The sequence below is a fragment of the Gordonia sp. NPDC003585 genome, from assembly GCF_040610755.1.
GTDB lineage: Bacteria > Actinomycetota > Actinomycetes > Mycobacteriales > Mycobacteriaceae > Gordonia.
The window spans coordinates 1-22,348 of the sequence record NZ_JBEXMX010000048.1; the positions used below are offsets into that span (position 1 = coordinate 1).

Here is a 22,348-nt window from a genome sequence, read left to right on the forward strand (position 1 = left end):
GATGCCACGAGCACAGGCGCGGTGTCGACCGCAACACCGCGGCGGATCACGTCGTCGGACGCCAAGGCGGCGCACACCTGACGCAATGCGATCTGCGCGGCGAGGTAGATCGTCGCGATCGGGTCGACGGCCCGCTCGGTGAAGGCGACCGCGTCGACCACGGTCAGACGCAGCGCCATGGTCACCCGCACCGACATCACGTCGGACGTCAGGATTTCCTGCGGCGCAACCGGAATCAGCCGCTCACGCAGGTCGACGGTGACGTAGGTGGCATCGCCACGCCGCGAATGCGAGCCGGGCTGCAGCGTCCGGGTGAGCTTTCCTTCCCGGTATTCCAGGGTGACGTACCCGGGAACTACGGTGATTCGACTGAAGAGTGACATGACGTGCCTCCTTTCCGTTGCGTCGCATGACATGTCGTCGCGTTCTGAAGTTGTTGTGCTCCCGCCATGGCCAGGCCGGCAGTATTTCCCGTCGCTTCGCTCGCCCCGGACACCACCCGCGGGCGGGACGCTCGGTGGGGTCACCCGTCATCGTGCTCGACGAGCGCCGCAAGACCGATCGTTCCCGTGCACCCCGGGGGCGGTGCCGCAGTGGGGACTCGAACCCCGATATACCAGTTCCAGTGGCAGTGGAGGAGGACGTAAGTCGTACGCGCAGAACATGATCGGAGTACCCTCCGTTCGGCTGCTCTCACGCCCGACGAGAGACTCTGCCACGTCGGCGACCTGGCCGCAACGGATTATTCGCCTGATCTAGGAGCAGTTGGCTGGCCGTCGGAAATCTGTACCTGACAGCCGAATCAAGTGCACAGTGCATTTGGTCGGTCTGGGAGGTACAGATTCCCGACGGTCCCCAACAGCACAAAGCCCCGACCGGAACGAATCCGGCCGGGGCCCTGCGGGTTTCAGATCAGCAGATCAGAACTTCTCGCCCCTAGAACTTCTCTCCACGGGCAGCCTTCTCGACCAGCGAGGCCGGCGGCTCGAAGTGCGAACCGTACTTGGACGCGAGGTCCTTGGCACGGTCGACGAAGCCCTGCAGGCCACCCTCGTACTGGTTGATGTACTGGATGACACCACCGGTCCATGCCGGGAAGCCGATGCCGAAGATCGAGCCGATGTTGGCGTCCTCGACGGAGGTGAGCACACCCTCGTCGAAGCACTTCACGGTCTCGAGCGCCTCGGCGAAGAGCATGCGCTCCTTCATGTCCTCGAGCGGGATCTTGGTGCTGCCCGACTTGAACTGCTCGCGCAGACCCGGCCACAGCTGGGTGCGCTTGCCCTCGGCGTCGTAGTCGTAGAAGCCCTTGCCGTCCTTGCGGGCGGTGCGGCCATTGTCGACCATCCAGTCGACCACGGCGAACGACGGGTGCGTCGGGAAGTCGATGCCGGCTTCCTTGGCAGCCGCCTCGGACTCCTTGCGGATCTTCTGCGGCAGGGTCAGGGTCAGCTCGTCCATCAGCTGCAGCGGCGCGGCCGGGTAGCCCGCCTGGGTGCCCGCGTGCTCGATGAACGCCGGCTCGACGCCCTCGCCGACGGCCGCGATGGCCTCGTTGACGAAGGTGCCGATCACGCGGCTGGTGAAGAACCCGCGACTGTCGTTGACGACGATCGGGGTCTTGCGGATCTGCAGCGTGTAGTCGATGACCTTGGCCAGCACCTCATCCGAGGTCTTCTCACCGCGGATGATCTCCACCAGCGGCATCTTGTCGACGGGCGAGAAGAAGTGGATACCGATGAAGTCTTCCTGACGCTTCACACCCTGCGCGAGGATGGTGATCGGCAGCGTCGAGGTGTTCGAACCCAGGATCGCGTTCGGCTCGACGATGTCCTCGATCTCCTGGAAGACCTTGTGCTTCACCTCAACCGACTCGAAGGCGGCCTCGATGACGAGGTCGACACCCTTGAAATCCTCGGGATCGATGGTCGGGGTGATGCGGGCCAGCAGCGCGTCGGAGCGCTCTTGCGTGGTCTTGCCGCGCGAGAGAGCCTTGGCCTCGAGCTTCTCCGAGTAGCCCTTGCCCCGCTTGGCGGCGTCGAGGTCGATGTCCTTCAGGACGACCTCGATGCCCGCCTTGGCGGAGACGTAAGCGATTGCGGCGCCCATCATTCCGGCACCGATGACGCCGACCTTCTTGGCGGTGTACTTCTCGATGCCCTCGGGGCGCGAGCCACCGTTGTTGATGTGCTGCAGGTCGAAGAAGAACGCCTTGATCATGTTCTGGGCGACCTGACCGGTGACCAGCGAGACGAAGTAGCGGGTCTCGATGATGTCGGCGGTGTCGACGTCGACGTAGGCACCCTCGACGGCCGCGGCCAGGATGGCGCGCGGGGCCGGCATGTTGGCGCCCTTGATCTGCTTGCGCAGCAACGACGGCAGCGCGGGCAGGTTCGCGGCGAAGGCCGGGTTGGTGACCGAGCCGCCAGGCATCTTGTAGCCCTTCTTGTCCCACGGCTGCGCTGCCTCGGGGTTCGCGGCGATCCAGGCCTTGGCGGCGGGGATCAGTTCCTCGATGGAACCGACGACCTCGTCGATGATGCCGGTTTCCTTGGCCTTGGTCGGGTTGAACCGGTTGCCCTGCAGCAGGACTCCCATCAGAGCGTTCTGGATGCCCAGGAGGCGCACGGTACGAACCACGCCACCGCCGCCGGGGAGCAGGCCGAGGGTGACCTCGGGCAGACCGATCTGCACGCCCTTCACGTCGGCCGCGATGCGGTAGTGCGTGTGCAGCGCGATCTCCAGGCCACCGCCGAGTGCGGCGCCATTGATGGCGGCGACGACGGGCTTGCCCAGGGTCTCCAGACGACGCAGCACCTTCTTCATGCCGTTGGTGCGCTCCGTGATCGCGGTCGCGATCTCTTCCTTGCTCGCGTCGCCGCGGCCGCTGGTCATGTCCTTCAGGTCGCCACCGGCGAAGAAGGTCTTCTTGGCCGAGGTGATGACGACACCGGTGATGTCGTCCTTCTCCGCCTCGAGACGCTCGACGATGACCGGCAGCGAGGTCATGAACAGTTCGTTCATGGTGTTGGCGCCCTGGTTGGGGTCGTCCATGGTCAGGATGACGACGCCGTCGGCGTCCTTCTCCCAGTTGAAAAGGTTGTCACTCATGTGTTTTCAAAGTTCCTTTGGTAGAGGGGACGCCGGCGTCAGACGCGCTCGATGACGGTTGCGATGCCCATGCCGCCGCCGATGCACAGCGTGATGAGGCCGTAGCGGCCACCGGTGCGCTCGAGCTCGTCGAGGCAGGTGCCGAGGATCATCGCGCCGGTCGCGCCGAGCGGGTGACCCATCGCGATCGCGCCACCGTTGACGTTGGTCTTCTCGTGCGGAACCTTGAGGTCCTTCATCCACTTCATGACGACCGACGCGAACGCCTCGTTCAGCTCGAAGACGTCGATGTCGTCGACGGTCAGGCCGGCACGCTTCAGCGCGAGCTCGGTGGCCGGGGTGGGGCCGGTGAGCATGATGGACGGCTCCGAGCCGACCTGCGCGAACGACACGAAACGGCCGCGCGGGGTCAGGCCGTTGCGCTTGCCCGCCTCCTCGCTACCGATCAGGACGGCAGCCGCACCGTCGACGATGCCGGAGCTGTTACCACCGGTGTGCACGTGGTTGACGCGCTCCACCTCCGGGTAGCGCTGCAGGATGACGTCGTCGAAGCCGGCCATCTCGGCCAGACCCGCGAAGGCGGGCTTGAGCTTGCCGAGGCTCTCGGCGGTACTGCCCGGACGACGGTGCTCGTCGTGGTCGAGCACGATGACACCGTTGATGTCGCGGACGGGGACCACGGACTTGGCGAAGTAGCCACTGGTCCAGGCCTTCTCAGCACGAGCCTGCGACTCGGCGGCGAAGGCGTCGACGTCCTCACGGGAGAAGCCCTCGATGGTGGCGATCAGGTCGGCGCCGATGCCCTGCGGGACGATGTAGTTGTCGTACGCGGTGGTCGGGTCGGTGAAGAGCGCACCGCCGTCGCTGCCCATCGGCACGCGCGACATCGACTCGACACCGCCGGCGAGGACCAGCTCGTCGAAGCCCGACGCGACCTTGGCCGCGGCGAGGTTGGTGGCCTCCAGGCCCGACGCGCAGAAGCGGTCGATCTGGGTTCCGGGGACATTCTCGGGCAGACCGCTGTTCAGAGCTGCGGTACGTGCGATGACGCCGCCCTGCTCGCCGACCGGCGAGACGACGCCGAGGATGACGTCGTTGATCTCGGACGGGTCGAGGCTGCCATGACGGGCCAGGACCTCATTGATGACGCCGCTGGCCAGATCGACCGGCTTGACGCTGTGCAGCGCGCCGCCGCGCTGCTTGCCACGGGGCGTACGGATCGCCTCGTAGATGAATGCTTGATCAGCCACGATTGAGTGTTCCTTTCGCATGAACCATTTGTGGTTACTCTACGAGGCTAACGCGGAATAACTAATTTGGCTATACCTGGTGATCAGACACCGTCGTCGGATCTCAAATGTGCGCTATGGTCGGTTCACCATGCCAGACCGTAAGCCCACCGCCCGCACGCGCGGCACCGACCGCAAACGACAGCTCGTCAGCCACGCCGCCGAGCTGTTCCTGCGGCGCGGGTATGCGCAGGTCTCCCTTGCCGACATCGCACGGAGTGCCGGTGTCACCGCCCCGTCGCTGTACCGGCACTTCGACGACAAGCAGGCGCTGCTGGCCGCCGCGGTGATGGCGGGCGTCGACGATCTGGAGGCCTGCACCGACCGTGCGTTCGCCGGTGCAGTACAGCCGACCGTGGACGAACTCGTCGACGCCGCGTGCACGCTCGCGGTGGCGCATCCGGGCTCGGCCGCGCTGTGGCGCTGGACCAGCAACTACCTGACCGAGGAGCAGAACATCCAGGTCGCCCAGCGCACCCGGGGAATCCTCGGCCGATGGGCGGCGACGTTGGCCCAGAGCCGACCGGAACTCACCGAACGCGAGACGGTTCAGCTGGCCTGGGCGGTACTCAGCGTGTGCGGCAGCCTGTCGGTGCATCACACCCGCATGTCCGACGTCCGGGCGCGCGTGGAACTCGGCACCCTGGTGCGGCGGCTGATCGTGCTCACGCCCGGTGCAGCGCCACCACTCACCCCGCCGTCGCCGGTCACCAACGTCACCGCGAATCGACGCGACGAGATCCTCGACGCCGCTGCCGCGCTCTTCGCCGACCGCGGCTACACCGACGTGGGGGTCGACGAGATCGGTGCGGCGGTCGGAATCACGGGTCCCAGTGTGTACAAACACTTCTCGTCGAAGCTGGCGATCTTGGTCGGCATCGGGGAGCGCAGCGCCATGCGCCTCGAAGCCGGGGTGATCGCCGCCTTCTCGGCCACCTCCGACCCGGCGAAACTACTCGGTCTGCTCGTCGACTCCTACGTCACGGTCATCACCAGCACCCCCGACCTGTCGGTGGCGTTCAACAGTTCCGGAGTCCTGGCGGGCCAGCCACCGGCGGCCGCATTGCTGGACGTACAGCGCCGCTACGTGGCACGGTGGATCGACCTGCTGGTTGCGGTCGACCCCGACCTCAAGCGGGACGCGGCAGCCGTCGCGGTCCACGCCGCGTTGAGCATCGTCAACGACGCGGTACGGATGCGGCGCGGAACGGCGCGGCCGGAGTTCGGGGCGCGGATGGCGTACTTCATGAAGGGCGTGCTTGATGTCTGAACCCACCGAGGGTCAGTCGGAAGACACCGCGGAGTACACCCGCGACGAACTCATCGCGAATCTGGGAATCCCCAGCGAGCATGCCGAGAAGATATGGAATGCCTTCGGTTTTCCACGCAGGCGCATCGACACGAAGATCTTCTCCCGCAAGGACCTCGAGGCGCTGCGAATCTTCAGCGGCAGCGAAGACGTCATGGAGATGACCGCCCAGGTGTCCACCGCCCGGAGCATCGGTCAGTCCATGGCGCGCCTCGCGGAATGGCAGGCCGATCAGCTCGTCGAGCTCGACGCGGACCCAGACGTCCCGTGGTCGGTGCCACAGATGGCCGACGCCCTCGAGAAGATCCAGCAGTTCGTGTGGCGCCGCCATCTGATGCTTGCCCTCGAACGCCGCACCGCGAGCGAGGCGAGTGAAAGCCTGCACTCTGTCGTGGGATTCGCCGACATCGTCGGCTACACCAGTCTGTCCCGGCGCATCGGTCTGGCCGAACTGCAGTCGCTTCTCGACGCCTTCGAAGAGCGCACCTACGAGATCATCACCGAACTCGACGGATCGGTGGTCAAGACGCTCGGCGATGCGGTCATGTTCACCTTCCACGAGCCGGCCGCCGCAGCGATGGCCGCCGTCGGGATACACCGTCTCAGCGAGTCGCAGCCCATCCCCGAACTGCGAGCCGGACTCGCGCGGGGTGAGGTGCTGACCCGGCTCGGCGACGTGTTCGGTGAGCCGGTGAACATCGCGGCCCGCCTGTGCGGATCCGCGCGGCCGGGAACAACATTGGTCGACGAGTCGGTGTCGAACGCTCTCCGGTCGGACAACCGCTTCTACCTCAAGCAGATCCCGACGCTGAGCGTCCGGGGTTACAAGCGTCTGCGCGCCTTCGCACTCGAAGTCGACCGTCGCGCAGACGAAGACGAGCTCGAAATCCCCGAACTGCCGGCCACGTCGGACGACTCGGAGCGCTGATCGTCCGATCGAGTGAATCCCGATGTCCGATTGACTCGATATGCACTTTTCGGGTCTAGTCCGTTGCGTGCTGTCACGTCTGGGTTCATCCCTCCATCACCGCAACCGCAACCGACTCTGTGTGGCGCTATCTGCCGTTTTCGTAGCGGTTCTCGCTGCTTGCGGGTCGTCCTCGGATCAGAGCACCACCGAGAACGGCACGATCACGTCGCAAGGGACCACGACATCGCGGTCGCTCGAGTCTGGCCTGCGCACCACGCCGTCAGCAGAGGGCACCCCACAGAAGATCGTCTTGCAGCACAGTTGGAAAGACGAGGATGGGTACAGCTATCAGGTGGAGGTCACCGAGCCCACGATCACGGTGACCAACGACACCGCCAACTCCAAGCCTGGCCGCACCGACCTGACGTGGGAATTCGTGGTGACGGCGCGTCTGACGAACACCACCCCCGCCCGCAATGCCCCGTTCCCAGACAAACTCAGCTTCCGACCGGCATGGACAAGAAGCACCTCCCTGTGCGGAAGCCGGGATGCGCGAACCGATTTCGGCTTCTCCACAAACGACGATGCGGTGGAGGCGGCTTGGTGCACGCTGACGAACATGCCAATGTTCCTCGCTGCCACCGACATCTCCGAGCAAGGCGGACCACCGCAACTCTCCGGCACACTCGGCATCGACCAGACGATGGAATTGACCGCGCGCGGCACAAACTTGATCAAGTGGACGATCCCCGAGGCCGAGTACGACGCTCTTGCGGACGCGATCAAGGCTCCGACCGTATACGTGTTGGGCGGCAGCTACAACGATCGTCCCGATAACTCTCAATGCCTCCTGGTGACCCGCGTGCCGGTGTTCGCCGAGACCCAGCGCACCGGCTGCCTCACGTAGAGGCCACCCCGACCGCGGATGACCCAAATCGTCGAGTCCTGTTGCGCGCGTCCGTACTTCGACTCGGACAATTGTGAAAAAGTGTTGGCACTCGCCAGAGGAGAGTGCTAATATCAGGTTACGCAGTGATGGTAAGTGAGGTGCCGTCATTGGGGCGGCACCCCTGAAGAAGGAGGTGTTTGCTGTGCTGCGTGTAGATCCCTTTGCTGCTGTCGATGACTGGGCCAAGGCGCTCCTTGCCGGTGGGTCCGGCACTGTGGGCCGCACTCCGCGGTTCATGCCCATCGACGTGTACAAGGTCGATGACCACTATTCGCTCGTCGCGGACCTACCAGGTGCGGATCCTGGTTCGATCGACCTCGATGTCGACAACGGTGTGCTCACACTGTCCGCGCACCGCAGTGCGCCAACCGATGACGGTGTGCAGTGGCTGGCCAGTGAACGTTTCTCCGGCACCTACCGTCGCCAGGTCACGCTCGGCGATGGTGTGGATCCGGCGAGGATCTCGGCCTCCTATGACAACGGAGTGCTGACCGTGACCATCCCGGTCGCCGAGCAGGCCAAGCCCCGCAAGATCGAGATCGGCCACGCCGGTGCGAGGCAACAGGAGATCAGGGCCGCGACGACGAACTCGGCGGCCGGCTGATCCCATTGAGTCGCAATAGTTGACCACCCGTGCGAGACGCTTGACCACCCAGCGCGAAACGGAGGGTGACGAGAATGATGGTCTGCACCGACACCGCCCCGACCGCAGGTCACCTCGAGGTGATCGATCCTGACGAGCTCTGGTTGGCTGCCGAAATCGACGCGCTCTTCGCGGCCGCATCTCTGCGTCACGCTGTCGTCGCAGGCGGCGTGACCACGGCTTGCGAACTCCGACCTCGTAGACGGTGCGAGGGGTCGGGCAGCCATCGCGAACCAGTCCGGGGTTGGGTCTCGCCGTCGAGAGGCGGCCGACAACGCGCGCCGCCTGCGATCGTCGGCGCGATCGACAGGTCTGTGTATAGAGCCAAAGCCAACGAAGGAGGTGATGAACTCGTCGCCCGACGAACGCTCAGAAGTAGTCTCTCTCCCACGCACGAGGGCTGTCGTCGGGTCGTCCAGGGGGGGGGTTTGCGGTGCTCCTACCGCGAACCCCTCCCTGTCGCAGCACTATTCCCGAGAAGACGGTTTCCCTGGGCTGAGCGGAGGCATCGAATGACAACCGACCAACCACGCGTCTCGATGAATGCCGACGAGGCGGATGCGGTGGAACAATCCCTGCCCGTCGATCCCGATGATCACGACGCCGTCCAGCAACCAGTCGAGGTGCTGGGCCTCGAAGCCGATGAGGCCGATATCGCCGAACAAGCCATACCGGTGACACTCGACGACTCCGACGATCCGAGATCTCAGTGGTCAGAGGAGACCGGAGACGCGGCACCGTAGATCTTCACCTCGTTCGCTTTCACCACCAGGTCGACGTCGAGCCCGATCTCGAGTCCCAGATCGGCCACCGCCGCCCAGGTCACCTCGGCCGCAACCGTCTGGTCTTCGACGTCGGCGTTCAGAAGTGCGTGGTCACCGCGGGGCTCGAGTTCTCGGATGACGCCACGCAGCGTGGTACGTGGGCTCCCTTGTGGCGCTTGCAGATACACCGCGACCGCCCGCGGCGAGAAAGCGGCTGCGGCCGCCGTACCGGGGTCAAGCGTCTCGGCGGCCATACCCACGACACGGTTGCCGTCGGCGTCCATCACCCCGCCGGACGTGTCCATCGTGCCGAGAAAAAGGTTCAGTCCCGACAGCGACGCGGCGAACCGGCTCGTCGGTCCGGCCAGAACCGCTCTTGTGGAACCGGATTCGACGAGTCGTCCCCCGTCGAGCACCACGATCTCGTCGGCCAGGCCCACGGCGTCGAGCACATCGTGGGTGACCATGATGGTGGTGCGTTCGTGATCTGCCAACAGCGTCCGCAGAAGGCCGCGCAGGCGACTGGCGACGTCGACGTCGAGCGCTCGGAATGGCTCGTCCAGCAGTAGGATTCGCGGTTCGGCAGCGAACGCCCGCGCAATGGCGACGCGTTGCGCCTGACCGCCGGAGAGTTGATCGGGTTTGCGGTCGGCGAGGTCGGTGACCTCGGTGGCCGCCATCCAGCGGCGCACCCGGTCCCGCACCTCGGCGCGGGGCAGACGCTGAGCCGACGGTGCGAACGCGATGTTCGACGCGACACTCAGGTGCGGAAAGAGCCGCGCCTCCTGCGACAGCAGCGCCACCGGGCGGCGATGCGGCGGAAGGGAGGTGCGGTCATCGCGGAACACGTTGTCACCGAGCGTGATCCGAGTCCCCGAATCGCCCACGAGCAGGCCCGCGATCATCCGGAGCATGGTGGTCTTCCCCGCACCGTTGGGTCCCACAACGGCCGTGGTGCGTCCCGCCGGGAATCGGTGCGTGAGATGCAGGCTCGGTATTTCGTTGGCAATCGACACCGAAAGATCTGTCTCGTTCACAGCGCCCCGACCACGCCTCGGCGACGACGGCTGTGTACTCCGACCACGACGATCAGTGAGAGGAGAACCAGGATGAGCGACAACGGGATCGCCGCTTTCGGATCGTCGATCGATGCCACATAGATGGCCAGTGGCGCGGTCTGGGTGACGCCGGGCGCGTTGCCCGCGAACGTGATGGTGGCGCCGAACTCACCGAGCGCCCGGGCGAACGCCAGAACCATACCCGCCACGAGGGACGGAACGACCAGTGGGAGGGTGACGCGCCACAGCGTCCGCGTCGGGCCCGCACCGAGCGTTGCGGCGACTTCCTCGTAGCGCGTACCGACAACGCGCACAGCACCTTCCACACTGATCACCAGGAACGGCAGCGCGACAAAGGTCTGCGCGAGCACCACGGCAGTGGTGGTGAACGCGATGTCGATACCGGCAGCATGGAGATGCTTGCCGATGACGCCGAGTCGGCCGAACGTGTACAGCAGCGCCAGACCGCCGACCACCGGCGGAAGCACCAAGGGCAGCAGCACAAGTGAGCGCAGCACGCGGACGAACAGGTTGTCGTAGCGGGCGAAGATCACCGCCATCGGCACCCCGAGTAGCAAGCACATCACTGTGCTCGCCGTCGCCGTGATCAGTGAAAGTCTTAGTGCGTCAAGCGAGGACTCCGACGTCACATCCTCGACAAAGGTCTCCCACGGCGTCTGTGCTAGCAGCGCCAACGGCGGTACGACGATCAGCGCGACCCCGAGCGCGGCGAGAGCGAACACCCACAGCGGCAGTGCCGACATTCCCGATCGGCTGCCGATGCGGAGTCGGGTCAAGGTTTACCGAATCCGGCGTCCGCCAGGATCTGCTGCCCCTGCGGTCCCAGCACGAGTTCGATGAACTCCTTGCCGAGCGCATCACCGGGAGCGCCCTGCACGGTTGCGATCGGGTACTTGTTGACCACAGCGGCGAACGCCGGGTCGGTGACGGTGGCGACCTTGTCACCGGCGGCCTTGGCGTCGGTCACGTACACCACTCCGGCATCGGCCTGACCCGTCGTCACCTTGGTGAGCACGGCGGTCACCGACTGCTCCTCCGAGGCGGCATTAACGGTGACGCCGGTGTTCTTCTCGACGGTGTCGGTGGCGTTACCGCACGGCTGCGCGGACTGGCAGACCACAGTGGTCACGCCGGGCTTGTTGAGATCGGCAAACGAGTTGATGCCCTTGGGGTTTCCGGGTGCGGTAACGATGACGAGGGTGTTGGTGGCGAAGATCTTGGGGTCCACGGCCTGATCGCCGAGCTTGTCCATGTTCCTCTCGTCGGCACTGGCGAACACGTCGGCGGGCGCACCCTGCTTGATCTGATTGACCAGCGTCGACGACCCGTCGAAGGACAACTTGACGGTGACCCCCGCGTGCTGCTTCTGGAACTCGTCGGCGATGGCCGTGAACGTCTTCTTGAGCGATGCCGCGGCCGACACGTTCAGCGTCGTCGGGGTGGCGCTCGCGGGCGTCGAACTGTCGTCGTCCGACGAACAGCCGGCGACCGCCAGCAACAGTCCCGCCACCGACAGCGCAGCCAGAATCCGTCTCATCAGCTCTCCCGCTTCTTCTCCACGATCACGGTCGTCGCCTTGACGACCGCCGTTGCCACCACGCCCGGTTCCAGGCCCAGTTCCCGCGCCGCGTCGGCGCTCATCAGCGACGTGACCTCGAACGGCCCGCACTGCATCGTCACCTGCGCCATGACGCCGTCGATGACCGCTTCGGTCACGAGTCCGGTGAAGCGATTGCGCGCCGACCGCAGCACCCCGGAGTCGTCGTCGGGTGCCGTTCCGGCGCGACGCTGTGCCAGGGCGGCCAGTTCGACCCCGTCGACGGCCTGCACCCCGCCGTCGTCGATCGCCGACAGCTCACCCGCGCTGATCCAACGGCGCACGGTGTCGTCGCTGACGCCGAGGAGGACCGACGCATCGCGTACTCGTATGGCACCCACGGGGAGATGATATCCGCATCTGCGGAGAAACAGGCGGGAAGTGTCCGCGCATACGAATTGCACGGTCGCGAAGCCCGCTCCCCGACGGTGCGACTCATCCCACCGAACAATGACGCGGGTCTGTCAGACCACGCCCGTACCATCGACACCAGTGCATCCGATTTGTCCGTTTTTGCAGGTGGCAGCACACACCGATGAGTTTCCGGATCGGCGTGGGTCTGCCCCTGTGTTCGCCTGTCGCAGGCGAGCGGAAAAACCCTTCGCCATTGTCCGACCACCTCGATAGCGTGGAGAAACATGACCTCACCCACAGCCCCGGCACCGATGACAACGCGCACCGCCCCCGACGCCGACGTCGCCATCGAAGCCATCGACCTCGTGAAGCGCTTCGGCGACTTCACCGCCGTCGACGGCGTGAGCTTCACCGTCCCCCGCGGATCCGTGCTCGGCCTGCTCGGACCCAACGGTGCAGGCAAGACCACCACCGTCCGGATGATGACCACGCTGTCCCCACCCACCAGCGGCACCGCCCGGGTCGCCGGACACGACGTGACCGCCGAACCTGACGCCGTCCGCCGGAGCATGGGTCTGACCGGGCAGGCGGCTACCGTCGACGAGATCCTCACCGGCCGCGAGAATCTGCGCATGATCGGCGGGCTGTACGGGATCGGCCGACGCGATCTGGCTCGTCGGGGCGATCAACTGCTCGAACAGTTCTCGCTGACCGAGGCGGCCAACAAACAGGTCAAGTCGTATTCGGGCGGTATGCGCCGCCGGCTCGACCTGGCCGTCAGCCTCCTCGCAGCACCACCGGTGCTGTTCCTCGACGAACCGACAACCGGCCTCGATCCACGGAGTCGCTCGGAGCTGTGGGACGTGCTGCGCGGCTTGGTGTCTCAAGGAACCACGTTGCTGCTGACCACACAGTACCTCGAAGAGGCCGATCAACTCGCCGACGACATCGTCGTCATCGACAAGGGCAAGATCATCGCGCACGGCACCCCGATGCAGCTCAAACAACAAGCGGGCGCGGCCAGTCTGGTGCTGACCGTCTCCAACGCCGACGACCTCCCACAGGCGCAGGCACTGCTCGCCAAGACCGGCGCGGAGGTCTTCGTCGACGAGGGCGCCCGCCGACTCACCACCGCCGCAAGCGGACTCGCCGACCTCAATCGCGTGGTCGCCTGGTTCGACGAAAGCGGCATCGCCGTCGACGACCTCGGGCTCGCACGCCCCAGCCTCGACGACGTCTTCCTGTCGCTCACCGGTCACCGCGCCGAAGACGCCGACGAGAACTCCGATTCCACCGACGAGGAGAACGACCGATGACCACCACCGTGACACCCGGGTCGGCGGTAACGGAGATGCCGGCCACCCATCAGACCAACATTGCTCAGCAGGCCTGGATCATGGTGAAACGCAACATGATCCACACCAAGCGGATGCCCGAGATGCTGTCCGACGTGACGATCCAGCCGATCATGTTCGTGCTGCTGTTCGCCTACGTGTTCGGCGCCTCGATCCAGACCGAGAGCGCGTCGTACAAGGAATTCCTGCTGCCCGGCATCATGGGGCAGACCATCGTGTTCACCGCTTTCATCGTCTCCACCGGCATCACCGCCGACCTGGAGAAGGGCATCATCGACCGCTTCCGGTCGTTGCCCATCCACCGGTCGTCGGTACTGATCGGTCGCAGTATCGCGAGCCTGTTGCATTCGTCCATCGGCATCGTGGTGATGGCCATCACCGGACTCGCCATCGGCTGGCGTATCCGCGGCTCCTTCGTCGACGCCGTGCTCGCCTTCGCCCTGCTGATCCTGTTCGGGTTCGCGATGATCTGGTTCGGCATCCTGATCGGCTCGTGGCTGCGCTCGGTGGAGGCGGTCAACGGCTTCATGTTCTCGGTGCTGTTCCCGATCACGTTCCTGTCCAACGCCTTTGTCCCCACCGACCCGATGCCCGACTGGCTACAGACGATCGCCGAGTGGAACCCGATGTCGTCGCTCGTGCAAGCCATGCGCGTGCTGTGGGGCAACGGGCCCGCCTACGGCCCCGAAGCTGCGTGGCCGATGCAGCACCCGGTGGCCGCGACGCTGATCTGGTCGGTGGCGCTGACCGTCATCTTCGCCCCGTTCGCACTGCGCGCCTACTACAAGCGCACCTCGGATTGAGCTGAGCCTCGCGCACCCGGCCCTCCCACTCCCTGAAGTGCGAGGACCGCAAGCGACGAGCCTCCTACCGCTGCCTGAGGAGCGAGGAGCGCTAGCGACGAGCCTCGAAGGCCAGGTGAGACGACAATGTCATCGCGCCAGGGGCTTCGAGGCTCGCAGGCTCGCACCTCAGCCAGCGGGAGGGACTCTTCGCGTCACCAAGGTCTACGCCGTGAGGTTCACGGCCTCCAGCGGATCGTTGTAGATCGCGTCGAGCGACACCGCGCCGGCAGCCTGCTGCTGCACGGTCGCACCCGAATGTGACACGCGCACATCGCGTCTCGGGGATACCGAGGTCTCGCGCACCGCCTTGGCCACCACCGGGAGGGTCGCCGGATAATCGGTGAACGCCTGACCACCCAGGATGATGTGGTCGGGGTTGAAGATGTCGGCGACCAGGCCGATGGTGCGGCCCAGCACGCGAGCACGTTCTTCGAGGATCTCGCGCGCAATCACGTCACCGTCGCGCGCCAGGACGTGCACGTCCTCGATCTCCGTCACCGGCAGACCAGCGGCCTGCGCGGCCTCGACGATGCCGGTGTCGCTGACCGTCGCTTCGAGTTCCCCGGTACGCGCCGGGTCCAGGTGCTCGGTGGTGCCGGTCGGGAAGTGACCGATGACCGGCGGGCCCGCGGTCGGGGTGTGCACCGTTCCGCCAACACTGAACGCCACGCCGACCATCTCGCGCGCATAGAAGTACAGAAAGCTCGACTTCTCCTCGGCCGACTTCGCATCGTTGGGATTGACCACGAGTTCGGCGGCAGCCATGGCCTCGACATGGGAAGCCACCGACACCGGCAGGCCGAGGCTTTCGGCGATGACCCGACCCACGGGTGCGGCCTGCCAACCGAGCCGCGGATGGTCGACGACGCCTCCGGTCCCCACGCGACCACCGATGGCCACACCGGCCCACAGCACCCGACGACCGGTCCAGCGCGCCGAGAACCGGCGGGCGCTTGCCCCGATGGCGACGAGCGTGGCCTCCGGCGATTCGGCCACCGGGGTGGGGATCTGGATGGCGCCGACGACGCGGTGCAGCAGATCGTGCGTGGTGATCGAGGTGACCTTGTAGCCGATGTGGATGCCGACGGTCAGGAAGTCGGTGACGTTGATCTCGAACGGCAGGCGCGGACGCCCGATGGCGCCGGCCGGCGCCAGGTCGGCACGCTCACGAATGAGCCCGGCCCGCAACAGTGCGCCGACCTGACGGTTCACCGTCGAGATCGACAGTCCGGTCCGTTCGGCTGCGTCGTCGCGGAAGAGCGGGCCCGACAGGCGTGCGGCCCGCAGCACCAGTGCGGCCGGCTTGGTGGACAGCTCCAGATGCGGCGTCGCGACATGCACTCCCGCATCTCCCTTCGCCGCCCGTGGCCGCTGCGTGGGCCGCGGTCGCTGTGCCTGTTCACGACGACGCGTGTCGGCGAGGCGCTGCCGTTCCAGCGAACGTGAACCGTAGGCCAACGGTACGGGCTGGCGGGTGGGACTGGCACCGCGACGCGTCGGAAGCGGGGTGGTGCGGACGGTCGGGGTGGCGGAGGTCGCAGTTTGGGGGCCGAGCGTGGTGGTCATTGAGTGTCCTCGTCGAAAGCGCCACGTCCACGACGGACGGGCGGGGGCTGAAAGGAGTTCGAGACAGTCGACCCGGGAGAAGGGGTCGGGAATCAGCGCATTCGACAACAACAGAGCACACGGGCGAACGGCAGCCGACAGCCGAGAGCGGTCGTCACATAGGTGACCGCCAAGAGGCTGCTGCGGGCGTTCGTCATGGCGATCAAGCTAGCAACGGCCCGAGACATCTGGCAAGCACCCGGTGCAGGTCCGAGCCGGTTTTCGGAGAGAGCGCACACTCGTTCACCGGCGAGAATAGGTCGATCCGGGGCCCGTGACGCCGGTTAGGTTCATGATGATCCCAAATCGGGGGCTGCGTGATGCGTCGACCTCGGCATCGACCTCGGCGAAGCCACGACGATGGTCGGCGAGCGGTCGAGGTTGTCGGTACCAGCGAGTAGATTGTGAGCATGACCACAACCGCGTCCACCACCGATTCCGACGCCGAATTCCTGCAGGTCACCGAGCCCTTCCGGCGTGAGATCATCGCGCACTGCTACCGGATGATGGGGTCGCACCACGACGCCGAAGACCTCACCCAGGAGACCTACCTGCGTGCCTGGCGGGGATATCCGAAGTTCGACCATCGATCGTCGGTGCGTACGTGGCTGCACAAGATCGCCACCAACACCTGCCTCACCGCGCTCGGCAGCAAGCAGCGTCGTCCGCTCCCGTCCGGTCTCGGTGGTGACGCGTTCGACCCCGCCGACGACCTCCTCCAGGATCACGAGGTCCCGTGGCTGGAGCCGTTCGCGGGCACCGTCGACGACATCTCACCCGGAGACGACGCCGATCCCGCGTACGTGGTCGGGGCCCGCGAATCGGTGCGGCTGGCGTTCATCGCAGCGCTGCAGCACCTGCCCGAACGGCAACGCGCCGTGCTGATCCTGCGCGACGTGCTGCAGTGGAAGGCGGCCGAGGTCGCCGACACCATCGGGGTCACCACCGCGACCGTCAACAGCCTGCTGCAACGCGCCCGCGAACAGCTGAAGAACGCTCGGCCGGTGCAGGAATCGCCCGGGACGCTCGACGACGACGCCAAGCGTGAACTGCTGGCGAAGTACGTGTCGGCATTCGAGCGCTACGACGTCGACGCCATCGTCGACCTGTTCACCGACAAGGCGATCTGGGAGATGCCCCCGTTCACCGGTTGGTACCAGGGCCCAGAGGCGATCGGCATCCTCATCCGCGGCAACTGTCCCGCCGAGGGGCCCGGCGATCAGATCCTGCTGCCGACCGTCGCCAACAGCCAACCCGCATTCGGGCTGTACATGCGCGAACCGGACGGCGTCCACCGCCCCTTCCAGTTGCATGTACTCGAGTTGGACGAGTCGGGGAAGGTCTCCTACGTCGTGGCCTTCTTCAGCGACACGATGGAAGAGGACTTCGCGCGGTTCGGCCTCCCGGCCGCACCGTACGACGCACCGGCCCGGACCGCGCCCAGCCCCTGGCACTGATTTCGTAGCAATAGTGTGTGCTGGGCACGCACTATTGCTACGAATCCGGGTTCTGCGGGATCGACGCCGGATCCATGAACACGATTTCCCAGGCGTGACCGTCGGGATCGCAGAAGCTGCGGCAGTACATGAAGCCGAGGTCGTCGGCGTCGCGCAAGAACGATCCTCCACCGGCGAGGGCGGCGTCGGCGAACCGGTCGACCTCGCTGCGTGAATCGGCGGAGATCGCCAGCAGCGCCTCGCGACCGGTCGTCGGATCGGCCACCCGCCCGGCGGCATAGCCGGCGAACCGACCCCGCTCGTGCAGCATCACCATGGTCGCGTCGTTGACGATCATGCACAGAGTGCCCTGGTCGCAGAACACCGCGTCGAACCGGAACCCCAGCTTCTCGAAGAAGATCCTTGACCGCGCCGGGTCGGCGACGGGAAGGTTCACGAACATCATCGGTGGCACAGCGGGTCTCCTGGGCGGAGCGCGATGGGAAGTCCGGGTTCGGGGCGCCCCACAAGTGCAGACCCGCCCGGCACCGAGAATTCATCGGCGCCGCATAGGGTGCAGGTATGGGTGTGATCTATCTGGTTCGGCACGGTCAGGCGAATGCGCTGGCATACGGCATCGACGACGCGAGCACTGACGTGTCGAACGGGCCCGGCGGTCTTACTCGCGTCGGCGACATGCAGGCCAAACTCACCGGCGCCGCGCTCGCCGGTCAGGTCGAGGCCATCACCGCGGCCATCAGCGGAGACCTCCCGCGGCAACAGCAGACGCTCGCCGGTGTGCTCGCGGCCTTCGACAACCCACCAACGCCCACCGTGGACGCCGACTGGAACGAGTACGAGCTGCCCGCCCTGGTGGGGTCAGCGAGCGCCGAACTGTTCCGTGACGGTCGGAGCTATCAGCGCCAGCTCGACGCCGGCCTTGCACACTGGATTTCCGCCGACGAGACCGACGGCCCGGACGAGACATACGCGCATTTCTCCGGTCGCATCAGCGACGCCGCGGCTCGCGCTGCCGAACTCGCCGGTTCGGGTCAGACCGTGCTGGTCGTGTCGTCGGCCGGTTCGATCACCCAGTGGATCGCCCAACTGTGGGAAATCCCCGCGCAACGTTGGCCCGCGATGGCGCGCACCATGGTGAATGCCTCCATCACCAAGCTGATCGTCGGTCGCAGCGGGGTGTCGTTGGTGTCGTTCAACGAGCACGGCCACCTCGCCGACCGCGAGGGTGGGGTGTCGACGTTCCGCTGAACGTGGCGGCGCGGTTCAGGCGCGATGCAGATTGCTTCCCGGCCGGGTGAGAACAACGTTGGGCAGCACCGCATATCGGGACAATTGCGTGACCGAGTGGGCGATGGTCGCGACGTCGCCGACGGTGATCATCTCATCGCCGGGGATGGTGTCCTTGAGCCAGTCGGACATGTCGGTGTCGACGTAGCCGGGCGCGATCGTCGTGGCGCTCACTCCGCGCTCGGACTCCTCGAGATTGAAGGTCTCACACAGGGAGATCAGTGCGGCCTTGGTGGCGCCGTACGCCGACAGCTCCGGCTCCGGATACACGCCCGTGATCGACGCCACGGCAATGACTTTCGCCGCCCCGGCAGCTTCAGCGGTGGTTCGCAGCGTCGGCAACAGCGACTGCAGCAAGATGTACGGCGCCCGCACGTTCACCTGATACAGACGATCAAAGCGACGCACGGGCAGGTCGGCGACGGCACCCTTCTGCCCCATCCCGGCGTTGATGATCAGCGCATCGCATCGGCCGAACGCTGCCGCATGCGAAGTGGCGAGCGCCTCAACGGCTTCCGGATCGGTCATGTCGGCCGGGATCACCTCGATGCGACCTGCACCGTGCTCGCGCAATTCTGCCGCCCGCTTCTCCAGGGCCTCCCGGCCGCGCGAGCTGATGGTGAGATCCCAACCGTCGGCGGCAAACCTCTCGGCGATGGCGGCGCCGATGCCGCGCGACGCGCCGGTGACCAGCGCAACCTTGTGGTCTGAATCAGCCATTTTCCTGGTCCCCCTATGACTTTCGTTCTATGCCGACGTGCTGACGTGTTTGATTCCCGCTGCGATGAACTCCGCGGTGGCCTCGGCGGCGTTCTCCGCACCGTCGCCCGACGATGCGCCGGCGAGAGCGCGGTGGGTGATGCCCTCGGCGATCACGCCGAGCTTCAGGTTCGCCAGGCCGAGATAGAAGTCCCAGTCACCGAGGTCCACACCGGCGAAAGTCGCATACTTCTGCGCGATCTCGTCGGCCGACGGGTAGCGGTCGCTGGTCCAGGCCGCCTCGAATCCGAGCACCGTGTCGAAGATGGGCTGGCGATAGACGCACATCAGGGCGACGTCGGTGATGGGGTCGCCCAGCGTCGACATCTCCCAGTCCACCACGGCCTCGATGCGTCCCGGATCGTCGGCTGCGATGATCGTGTTGTCCACGCGAAAGTCGCCGTGTACCACGGTTTCCCGGGACTCAGACGGCACCCGTTCGGACAATGCCGCGACGAGCTTGTCGACGTCGGGCAACTCGCGGGTGTGCACGTGTCCCCACTGGCGTGCCCACAACTTGACCTGCCGGGCCGCGAATCCGGCTGGGCGGCCGAACTCGCCGAGCCCCACGGCGCGGTAGTCCACGGCGTGCAAGTCGGCCAGCGTGCGCACCAGCGCATCGATGTTGGTGACCACGTCGGCATCGGAGTACGCCTCGAGGTCTGCCGCGGTACGCACCACGCGACCGTCGATGAACCCGACGATCGTGCACGGCGCACCGATCGCGGAGCCATCCGAGTCGAAGGCCACCGTTGTCGCGACCGGAACCGCGGTGTCCTGCAACGCCGAGGTGACCGCCCACTCGCGTCCCATGTCATGAGCCGACGGCGTGAGCCCACCGGTCGGCGGCCTCCGCACCACCCACCGCGACACCCCGTCGGTCACCGCGTAGGTCAGATTCGACTTCCCGCCGGAGATCAGGTCGACCTGCAGCTCACCCTGCACCGCGACGTCGGAGTCGATCAGGAACTGCCGCAACCGATCCGCGTCGAGCGCGGACTCCACGGCCGTCACTGTGCGGCCGCCTGCAAAGCCTTGCGTGCACGCCCGACCGCGCGTCGGGCGATGGCCCAGCGGTGCACCTCGGACGGACCGTCGTAGATACGGAACGGACGCAGCTCCTGCTGCAGCCGCGCCAGGGGCAGATCCTCGGAGACGCCGAGCCCGCCGCACATCTGGATGCTGCGATCCGCGATGCGCGAATACGCCTCGGCGGCAAAGGTCTTGGCGATCGAGGTCTCGTTCGACGCGTGGTTGCCCAGATCGAGTTCGTGACATGCCTTGAGCAGCAACGCACGTGTCGCGGCGAGGTCGATCTCGTTGTCGGCGACCATCTGCTGGATCATGCCGAGATCGCCGAGCTTGCCGCCGAATCCCTCACGCTGCGCGACGTAGTCGAGCGCGACGTCGTGGCAGCGGGTGGCCGCTCCGAGCCAGCGCATGACGTGGGTCATGCGCGCCGGCCCCAGCCGCACCTGCGCGTAGCGATAGCCTTCGTCGACCTCACCGAGGATGTCCTCGTCGGGCACAAAGACATCCACGAAGTCGACCTCGCAGTGCCCGCCGATCATCGACTTGTCGGTGGTGTGGATGTGGCGCTTGACCGTGATGCCCTCGGTGTTGCCGGGGGCCAAGAACATGGTGGCGCCGCCACGGTCGCCGGGTTCGCCTGCGGTGCGCGCCATGATGATGTAGAAGCCTGCGCCCTCGGCACCGGTGATGAATCGCTTCTCACCGTTGATCTTCCAACCACCGTCGACCTTGACTGCCTTGGTGCGCAACGCATTCGGGTCGGCACCGGCACCCGGCGACGGTTCGGTCATCGCGAAGGCCGACCGGACCTCGCCAGTGGCCAGCGGCCCCAGGTACTTCTGCCGCTGCTCCTCGCTGGCGATGTGCGCGAGCATGTGCACGTTGCCTTCGTCGGGTGCGCCGATGTGCAGCGCGACCGGACCGAAGGTCGAGTAGCCGGCCGCCTCGAAGACGGGCGCGCGGTCGCGCATGTCGAGGCCGAGGCCACCGAACTCGACCGGCGCGTGCGGCGCGAAGATGCCTTCCGCCTTGGCCTTGGCGTTCATCTCCCGACGGAGGTCGTCGCCGCCCGCTGCGGTGATGTCGCCGGCCGCCTCGTTCTCGATCGGCAGGACGTACTCACGGACAAAGCGTCGGGTCTTCTCGACGAGATCGTCGATCTCGGAATCGTGACGCAGGTCTATGGGCATCGTCTCTCCTCGCGCATTCAGTGACAGCATGCCGACCGAGCGATCGTTCGGCATGCCATACGATGCCAGCCCAGGCGGTCCGGGTCAAGTGCGGAGAAGCTTCAGGAATCGGCAGGCGCGTGATACCCGACCGTTTGGCGGGCGAGTTCCAGGTTGCGGGCGATCAGTTCGTCGGCGCCCAGATCGCCGTCGAGCTTGAACCATGTCGACACCCCGACACACATGGTGGTCACGGCACGACTGGCGTCTTTGGGGTACTTCGTCGCGAAATCGCCCGCGGCGACACCGGCGAAGACGATCTCGTCGACCATCCGCTGCTGCCGGTCCCGATGCCCGATGTAGGTGTCGCGATAGCTGTCGTCGAGGCTGCGGATCTCGGTCGACCCGACGAAGGCCTGCTCACGTCGGTACATGTGGAACCGCAAGAGCGATTCGACCACCGCGTCGAACTGCTTGACGGGCTCGGGTCCGGCCTCGGCGATGGCGAGTTCGGACCGCGCCAACAGATCGGTCATCGTCCGCTCGAGCAGGCCCTGCAGCAACGACTGCTTGGACGGGTAGTGGTGATAGAGGCCGGGCACCGACAGGTTGGCCCGCGCGGCGATCTCACGTACCGACGTCCCGTGATAGCCGTGCTCGGCGAATGCGGCCAGCGCCGCTGCCAACGGAACCGGTAGCTCGGCCTCGCCGTAGTCACGCCAGTGACCGGTCGCACCGGCTTCTCCCGGAGACACCGATGCGAGCGAAGACTCGGGCTCCGCTTGCTGCACGTCCGCCTCCCCGGCCCGGCCTGTCATGGCTACCAACATAGCC

22 protein-coding genes are annotated in these 22,348 nt (G+C 66.1%); 9 read left to right on the forward strand and 13 right to left on the reverse strand.

Annotated features, from left to right (window positions below; translation table 11 throughout):
- The 3 genes from ABZW74_RS14570 to ABZW74_RS14580 form a co-directional block, all read right to left on the reverse strand.
- The coding region (locus tag ABZW74_RS14570; protein WP_355277047.1) for an SPFH domain-containing protein at window positions 1-383 on the reverse strand (383 nt) is incomplete at its 3' end.
- Between the two features lie 553 nt (window positions 384-936).
- Window positions 937-3,111, reverse strand: a complete 2,175-nt coding sequence (locus ABZW74_RS14575; RefSeq protein WP_240854951.1) for a 3-hydroxyacyl-CoA dehydrogenase NAD-binding domain-containing protein — start codon at window positions 3,109-3,111, stop codon at window positions 937-939.
- A gap of 38 nt (window positions 3,112-3,149) precedes the next feature.
- Window positions 3,150-4,361, reverse strand: a complete 1,212-nt coding sequence (locus tag ABZW74_RS14580; protein ID WP_355277051.1) for an acetyl-CoA C-acetyltransferase — start codon at window positions 4,359-4,361, stop codon at window positions 3,150-3,152.
- 130 nt (window positions 4,362-4,491) lie between these two features.
- Here ABZW74_RS14580 and ABZW74_RS14585 point away from each other — a divergent pair, with 130 nt between their 5' ends.
- The 5 genes from ABZW74_RS14585 (at window position 4,492) to ABZW74_RS14605 (ending at window position 8,954) form a co-directional block, all read left to right on the forward strand.
- Window positions 4,492-5,670 carry a TetR/AcrR family transcriptional regulator gene (locus ABZW74_RS14585; RefSeq protein ID WP_240854955.1) on the forward strand — a complete coding sequence of 393 codons (1,179 nt, stop codon included), beginning with the start codon at window positions 4,492-4,494 and terminating at the stop codon, window positions 5,668-5,670.
- Window positions 5,663-6,637, forward strand: a complete 975-nt coding sequence (locus ABZW74_RS14590) for an adenylate/guanylate cyclase domain-containing protein (protein WP_355277054.1) — start codon at window positions 5,663-5,665, stop codon at window positions 6,635-6,637. The genes ABZW74_RS14585 and ABZW74_RS14590 overlap by 8 nt, the downstream gene beginning before the upstream one ends.
- A gap of 67 nt (window positions 6,638-6,704) precedes the next feature.
- Window positions 6,705-7,526 carry a hypothetical protein gene (locus ABZW74_RS14595; protein ID WP_240854958.1) on the forward strand — a complete coding sequence of 274 codons (822 nt, stop codon included), beginning with the start codon at window positions 6,705-6,707 and terminating at the stop codon, window positions 7,524-7,526.
- Window positions 7,527-7,710: 184 nt separating this feature from the next.
- Window positions 7,711-8,172, forward strand: a complete 462-nt coding sequence (locus ABZW74_RS14600; RefSeq protein ID WP_240854959.1) for an Hsp20/alpha crystallin family protein — start codon at window positions 7,711-7,713, stop codon at window positions 8,170-8,172.
- A gap of 551 nt (window positions 8,173-8,723) precedes the next feature.
- Complete coding sequence (locus tag ABZW74_RS14605) at window positions 8,724-8,954, forward strand: hypothetical protein (RefSeq protein ID WP_240854960.1); 231 nt, start codon at window positions 8,724-8,726, stop codon at window positions 8,952-8,954.
- Here the strand turns inward: ABZW74_RS14605 and ABZW74_RS14610 are convergent.
- From ABZW74_RS14610 to ABZW74_RS14625, 4 genes are read right to left on the reverse strand one after another with little or no spacing between them, the layout of a single operon-like run.
- Window positions 8,918-10,012 (reverse strand): ATP-binding cassette domain-containing protein, encoded by a 1,095-nt coding sequence (locus ABZW74_RS14610; RefSeq protein WP_240854962.1) that lies wholly within the window; start codon window positions 10,010-10,012, stop codon window positions 8,918-8,920. The two genes, ABZW74_RS14605 and ABZW74_RS14610, sit on opposite strands and share 37 nt — an antisense overlap.
- Window positions 10,009-10,797, reverse strand: coding sequence for an ABC transporter permease (locus ABZW74_RS14615; RefSeq protein WP_355277058.1), 789 nt, complete (start codon window positions 10,795-10,797; stop codon window positions 10,009-10,011). The genes ABZW74_RS14610 and ABZW74_RS14615 overlap by 4 nt, the downstream gene beginning before the upstream one ends.
- Window positions 10,798-10,826: 29 nt before the next feature.
- Window positions 10,827-11,591, reverse strand: a complete 765-nt coding sequence (gene modA / locus ABZW74_RS14620) for a molybdate ABC transporter substrate-binding protein (RefSeq protein WP_355277061.1) — start codon at window positions 11,589-11,591, stop codon at window positions 10,827-10,829.
- Window positions 11,591-11,992 (reverse strand): TOBE domain-containing protein, encoded by a 402-nt coding sequence (locus tag ABZW74_RS14625; RefSeq protein ID WP_240854974.1) that lies wholly within the window; start codon window positions 11,990-11,992, stop codon window positions 11,591-11,593. Before ABZW74_RS14625 ends, modA begins: the two co-directional genes overlap by 1 nt.
- Before the next feature lie 297 nt (window positions 11,993-12,289).
- Between ABZW74_RS14625 and ABZW74_RS14630 the strand changes: the two genes are divergently transcribed.
- A complete protein-coding gene (locus ABZW74_RS14630) occupies window positions 12,290-13,321 on the forward strand; it encodes an ATP-binding cassette domain-containing protein (RefSeq protein ID WP_240854976.1) in 1,032 nt (343 codons plus the stop codon).
- Between the two features lie 35 nt (window positions 13,322-13,356).
- A complete protein-coding gene (locus tag ABZW74_RS14635) occupies window positions 13,357-14,163 on the forward strand; it encodes an ABC transporter permease (RefSeq protein ID WP_240855539.1) in 807 nt (268 codons plus the stop codon).
- 204 nt (window positions 14,164-14,367) lie between these two features.
- On the opposite strand, the gene ABZW74_RS14640 is transcribed toward ABZW74_RS14635, so the two are convergent.
- Entirely contained in the window at window positions 14,368-15,546 is a 1,179-nt protein-coding gene (locus ABZW74_RS14640) for an ROK family protein (RefSeq protein WP_355277104.1), read from the reverse strand.
- Between the two features lie 674 nt (window positions 15,547-16,220).
- On the opposite strand from ABZW74_RS14640, the gene ABZW74_RS14645 reads away from it, so the two are divergent.
- A complete protein-coding gene (locus ABZW74_RS14645; protein WP_240854977.1) occupies window positions 16,221-17,267 on the forward strand; it encodes a sigma-70 family RNA polymerase sigma factor in 1,047 nt (348 codons plus the stop codon).
- A gap of 37 nt (window positions 17,268-17,304) precedes the next feature.
- Here the strand turns inward: ABZW74_RS14645 and ABZW74_RS14650 are convergent, their stop codons facing one another.
- Window positions 17,305-17,721 carry a VOC family protein gene (locus ABZW74_RS14650; RefSeq protein ID WP_240854981.1) on the reverse strand — a complete coding sequence of 139 codons (417 nt, stop codon included), beginning with the start codon at window positions 17,719-17,721 and terminating at the stop codon, window positions 17,305-17,307.
- 107 nt (window positions 17,722-17,828) lie between these two features.
- On the opposite strand from ABZW74_RS14650, the gene ABZW74_RS14655 reads away from it, so the two are divergent.
- The gene (locus ABZW74_RS14655) at window positions 17,829-18,515 is read left to right on the forward strand and encodes a histidine phosphatase family protein (RefSeq protein WP_355277066.1); all 687 of its coding nucleotides are present in this window, start codon (window positions 17,829-17,831) and stop codon (window positions 18,513-18,515) included.
- 15 nt (window positions 18,516-18,530) lie between these two features.
- Here the strand turns inward: ABZW74_RS14655 and ABZW74_RS14660 are convergent, their stop codons facing one another.
- From ABZW74_RS14660 to ABZW74_RS14675, 4 genes are all read right to left on the reverse strand, one after another.
- A complete protein-coding gene (locus tag ABZW74_RS14660) occupies window positions 18,531-19,274 on the reverse strand; it encodes an SDR family oxidoreductase (protein ID WP_355277068.1) in 744 nt (247 codons plus the stop codon).
- A gap of 27 nt (window positions 19,275-19,301) precedes the next feature.
- A complete protein-coding gene (locus ABZW74_RS14665; RefSeq protein WP_240854986.1) occupies window positions 19,302-20,327 on the reverse strand; it encodes a phosphotransferase family protein in 1,026 nt (341 codons plus the stop codon).
- Window positions 20,324-21,535, reverse strand: a complete 1,212-nt coding sequence (locus ABZW74_RS14670) for an acyl-CoA dehydrogenase family protein (protein WP_240854990.1) — start codon at window positions 21,533-21,535, stop codon at window positions 20,324-20,326. Before ABZW74_RS14670 ends, ABZW74_RS14665 begins: the two co-directional genes overlap by 4 nt.
- A gap of 101 nt (window positions 21,536-21,636) precedes the next feature.
- The gene (locus tag ABZW74_RS14675) at window positions 21,637-22,344 is read right to left on the reverse strand and encodes a TetR/AcrR family transcriptional regulator (RefSeq protein ID WP_240854991.1); all 708 of its coding nucleotides are present in this window, start codon (window positions 22,342-22,344) and stop codon (window positions 21,637-21,639) included.
- Between the last annotated feature and the right edge of the window lie 4 nt (window positions 22,345-22,348).

What these genes read in the sequence shown, in the direction of transcription:
- ABZW74_RS14575 (WP_240854951.1), bottom strand. Translation starts at nt 3,111, where the DNA reads ATGAGTGACAACCTTTTCAACTGGGAGAAGGACGCCGACGGCGTCGTC.
- ABZW74_RS14585 (WP_240854955.1), top strand. Translation starts at nt 4,492, where the DNA reads ATGCCAGACCGTAAGCCCACCGCCCGCACGCGCGGCACCGACCGCAAA.
- ABZW74_RS14590 (WP_355277054.1), top strand. Translation starts at nt 5,663, where the DNA reads ATGTCTGAACCCACCGAGGGTCAGTCGGAAGACACCGCGGAGTACACC.
- ABZW74_RS14605 (WP_240854960.1), top strand. Translation starts at nt 8,724, where the DNA reads ATGACAACCGACCAACCACGCGTCTCGATGAATGCCGACGAGGCGGAT.
- ABZW74_RS14615 (WP_355277058.1), bottom strand. Translation starts at nt 10,797, where the DNA reads ATGTCGGCACTGCCGCTGTGGGTGTTCGCTCTCGCCGCGCTCGGGGTC.
- modA (WP_355277061.1), bottom strand. Translation starts at nt 11,591, where the DNA reads ATGAGACGGATTCTGGCTGCGCTGTCGGTGGCGGGACTGTTGCTGGCG.
- ABZW74_RS14630 (WP_240854976.1), top strand. Translation starts at nt 12,290, where the DNA reads ATGACCTCACCCACAGCCCCGGCACCGATGACAACGCGCACCGCCCCC.
- ABZW74_RS14635 (WP_240855539.1), top strand. Translation starts at nt 13,357, where the DNA reads ATGCCGGCCACCCATCAGACCAACATTGCTCAGCAGGCCTGGATCATG.
- ABZW74_RS14645 (WP_240854977.1), top strand. Translation starts at nt 16,221, where the DNA reads ATGACCACAACCGCGTCCACCACCGATTCCGACGCCGAATTCCTGCAG.
- ABZW74_RS14655 (WP_355277066.1), top strand. Translation starts at nt 17,829, where the DNA reads ATGGGTGTGATCTATCTGGTTCGGCACGGTCAGGCGAATGCGCTGGCA.
- ABZW74_RS14660 (WP_355277068.1), bottom strand. Translation starts at nt 19,274, where the DNA reads ATGGCTGATTCAGACCACAAGGTTGCGCTGGTCACCGGCGCGTCGCGC.
- ABZW74_RS14670 (WP_240854990.1), bottom strand. Translation starts at nt 21,535, where the DNA reads ATGCCCATAGACCTGCGTCACGATTCCGAGATCGACGATCTCGTCGAG.
- ABZW74_RS14675 (WP_240854991.1), bottom strand. Translation starts at nt 22,344, where the DNA reads ATGTTGGTAGCCATGACAGGCCGGGCCGGGGAGGCGGACGTGCAGCAA.